The following is a 3,741-nucleotide window of genomic DNA, read 5'->3' as shown; positions in this document are numbered from 1 at the left end:
GAAATGACAGGGGCTACAATTGTTAGCACAGTAGGTCGTACAAACATTGGTACAAAAGACTTGTTAGAAGCAACAATTAGTGTAGCTGCTTCTCAAAAAGCTCCTGGTGTAACAATTAACTATGGTGATTTGTTAGAAGGTAAAATTAGTGAGCTTGTAGAATTGCTAAAACAAGCGGGCACTGTTACATATCCACTTCGTTGGATTGCTGTTAAGTTGTTAGAAAAAGATGCTGACGTTATTGGCAAAGTTATGCGCTTTGATAATACGGAAGCTGTTATTCAAAAGGCTGAAGCTATTCGTGAAGAAATTAAGGATCAAGTTGATCTTGATATTGTCTTCCAAGAATATCGTCACCGCTTTGCAGTAGAAGTATATAATACATGTTTAACACAAGCGCCAACTCAATTGGAAACACGCTCTGACCGTTATGACAAAATCTTAACGCATCGAATTTGGGGCTTACCAATCTTCATGGTTGTTATGTACTTATTGTTTGCGTTCGTTAACTTCGTTGGTGGTATTCCTCAAGGTTGGATCGAGGATGGTTTCGCTGCATTACAAGCTTATGCGGTTCAGACTATTCCAGAGGGCCAATTACAGTCACTCGTATCTGATGGTATTATTGCCGGCGTAGGTGCGGTACTTTCATTCTTACCATTAATTTTATTACTCTTCCTTGGCATTTCTTTCTTGGAAGATACTGGTTACATGGCTCGTGCAGCCTTCGTTATTGACCGTGTAATGCGCGCTTGTGGTTTGCATGGTAAATCCTTTATTCCGTTGCTTTTAGGTTTCGGTTGTTCCGTACCATCTGTAATGGGCGCTCGTATCCTTGATAACTATAAGGATCGAATGGTTACAATCTTGATTACACCATTCATGAGCTGTTCTGCTCGTTTACCGGTATATATCTTATTTGCAAATGCATTTTTCCCAAATGGTTGGGATAGTACATTTGTTGTATTTTCTGTATATTTCTTGGGCATTATTTTCGGTATTATCTTTGCAAAGATCTTCCGTAAGTTCTTATTTGCAGGTGAAGCTGAACCATTTGTAATGGAACTACCTCCATATCATTTACCTACATTGAAAGCTACTTGGATGCACATGTACGAACGTGCTAAATTGTACATCATTAAAGCTGGTACATTCATCATGGCCGCATCTATCTTGATTTGGTTCCTTACTGCGTACCCAATGGATGTAGAATACTCTAAAGACTATGATGCAATGAAAGAACAAGTTGCTCAAGAGTATGAAGTAAAAGATGCAGCTACATTATCTCAATTCGGTATTGCTACAGATGACCAAAAAGATGCAGTTGATAAAATTGTTGAAGATATGAAATCTACTGTACAAGATGCTACTGATGCTGCTAAGCAAGCAGGAGAAGATGAACCTGAAGTAGCAGTAGAGGATGATTCTGAAGCACCTGAATTATTCAATGATATTAAAGATGAAAATAAAGACTTGTTCCCAGCAGCATGGGCAATGTATAAAAACAGTGCTAACTTAGATGCTGAAAATGACAAACTTGATAAAGAACAAGCTGCTGAAAAAATTGAACAATCCTATGCAGCATCCTTTGGTAAAGCTATCAACCCAGTGCTAGAACCATTGGGCTTTGATTGGAAAATGGGCCTATCATTAGTAGCTGGTTTGGCGGCTAAAGAGGTTGTTATCTCAACGTTAGGTACTGTCTATGCTGTTGGTGGTGATGATCAAAATCCAGCACCGTTGACTGAGTACCTACAAAACGACTCTCACTTTACACCATTAATTGGTTTGACAATGATGTTGTTTATCTTAATTTACCCACCTTGTTTGGCAACATTAGCTGTTATCAAACGTGAAACAGGTTCCTGGAAATGGGTTGCTTTCATGTTCTTCTATGAAAACACATTTGCTTGGATTGCATGTTTCATCTTCTATAACATAGGTCGCGCATTAGGTTTCTAATCTAAAATCGCTAAATAGGAGAGTTTAGCCACTTTTAGATTCTTTAAACAAAAATGAATTTAAAAATTGCGATTTTGTTATAAGTAATTTAAAAATAATACTTGATAATTATCAATATTCGTGGTTAAATGATAATGAGAAAAGGGAAATATCCTTTAGATATTGCTTTTATCTTGTTTATCACTAAGACAAATATTGTAATTTAGTAGATATTGAGAAAGAGGCATAGTAATGGATAATCTTGTTATAGGACTCATAGTTGTATTAGCATTAGCTTATATCGGTAATAAATTTTACAAACAAATGTCTGGTAAAGGTGGTTGCGGCTGTGGTGGCGGTGGCTCCGATTCTGGCTCTAAGAAATCTTCTGGTTGTGGTGGTAACTGCAGCTGTGATGGTTCCAATAAAGCATTAGGCATTAAACGTACTGCTAAGTAAGCTAATACGAATTCTGAATTTGAAAGAGGGGTCTCTATAATAGGCTCCTCTTTTCAAATATAGTAAGTAATTTTTTTATATATTTATTAGTAGAAAGGGATATTATCATGTTCAACTTCAACCAAAACAATCTTAAAAACGCTAATTTATTCGCAGCAGGTCTTGCATTGGGTACTGTAGGTCTTAAAGTTTTAACTTCTAAAGACGCAAAAAAAGTATATGCTGGTATCGTAGCAGCTGGTCTTCGCGCTAAAGAAACTGTATTAGAAACAGCTGAAAAAGTACAAGCATCCGCATCTGATGTATTGGCAGAAGCTCAAGAAATCAACGAAGCACGCAACGAAGAAATCTTTGAAGAAAACAAATAATAGAAGGATTTAACTATGTTACAATTTTCTGTTGTACGAAAACTCAGAAATCGCTTGCATGTTAAGGTAACTGGTCATCGCTTTACAGAAGCTGAAGCAGCTTATGTAGAGGATACATTGCTCCTTAATGATGCAATTGTAGATGTAACCTTCTACACTCGTAGCAGTCAAATCGCCATTAAACATAATGGCGATTCTGATGCTGTGCGTGATGCGGTACTCGATCTACGCGATTTAGATTTGTCTGAAGCACCAGCTTTGAATGAATATTCTCCACGCTTGGTAAATAAAAAATACCGTGAAATGATGATCAACCGCACTGCAGTTTACTTAGGTAAGAAAGCAGTGTTACCTGCACCAATTGCAGCGGCATGGGCATGGTTTGATGGTATTAAATTTATCGGCAAAGCCATTAAAACATTATGGCAACGTAAGTTAACTGTAGAAGTGCTTGATGGTGTGGCTATTGGTGCTGCTTTACTTCAAAAAGATTATCCTACAGCTGGCGCTGTTATGTACCTATTAGGTATTGGAGATATCTTAGAAGAATGGACTCACCGTAAATCCGTATTAAATCTTGCTCAAAGCATGTCTTTGAATGTAGATAAAGTATGGGTATTGGTTGACGATATTGAAGTGAGCAAACCTGTTAACGAGGTTGTGGCTGGCGATCAAATTATCATTCGCCAAGGCGAAGTGATTCCATTAGATGGCATCGTTATCGATGGAGTTGTTCTTGTTAACGAAAGCTCCATGACTGGTGAACCTGAAGCGGTTCGCCGCGATAAAGATACTTCTGTATATGCGGGTACTGTTGTTGAAGACGGTAAAGCTATTGTAGAAGTACGTAGTACATCTAAAACATCTCGTTACGAAAAAATCGTTAACCTTATTGAAGAGTCTGAACAAATGAAATCTGGTATGGAACAACAAGCATACCGCATGGCTGATAAATTAGTTCCAATTAGCTTTA

General features: G+C 37.6%; 3 protein-coding genes and 1 pseudogene. All 4 read left to right on the top strand.

The features are described from left to right. Nucleotides 1-1,962: ferrous iron transport protein B (gene feoB, locus QZ055_RS08520; protein WP_295826173.1), on the top strand; the 1,962-nt coding region annotated here is incomplete at its 5' end. A gap of 231 nt (nucleotides 1,963-2,193) precedes the next feature. After that, a complete protein-coding gene (locus QZ055_RS08515) occupies nucleotides 2,194-2,400 on the top strand; it encodes a FeoB-associated Cys-rich membrane protein (RefSeq protein WP_295826170.1) in 207 nt (68 codons plus the stop codon). 107 nt (nucleotides 2,401-2,507) lie between these two features. Continuing rightward, nucleotides 2,508-2,768: a DUF6110 family protein gene (locus QZ055_RS08510; protein ID WP_005376730.1), complete on the top strand. Its 261-nt coding sequence runs from the start codon at nucleotides 2,508-2,510 to the stop codon at nucleotides 2,766-2,768. A gap of 15 nt (nucleotides 2,769-2,783) precedes the next feature. Next, nucleotides 2,784-3,741: pseudogene (locus QZ055_RS08505) on the top strand (heavy metal translocating P-type ATPase); the annotation flags it as partial.

This window comes from uncultured Veillonella sp., assembly GCF_905209685.1.
GTDB lineage: Bacteria > Bacillota > Negativicutes > Veillonellales > Veillonellaceae > Veillonella.
Note: the sequence above shows the minus strand (reverse complement) of the source record. Positions and strands in the feature narration are given on the sequence as shown.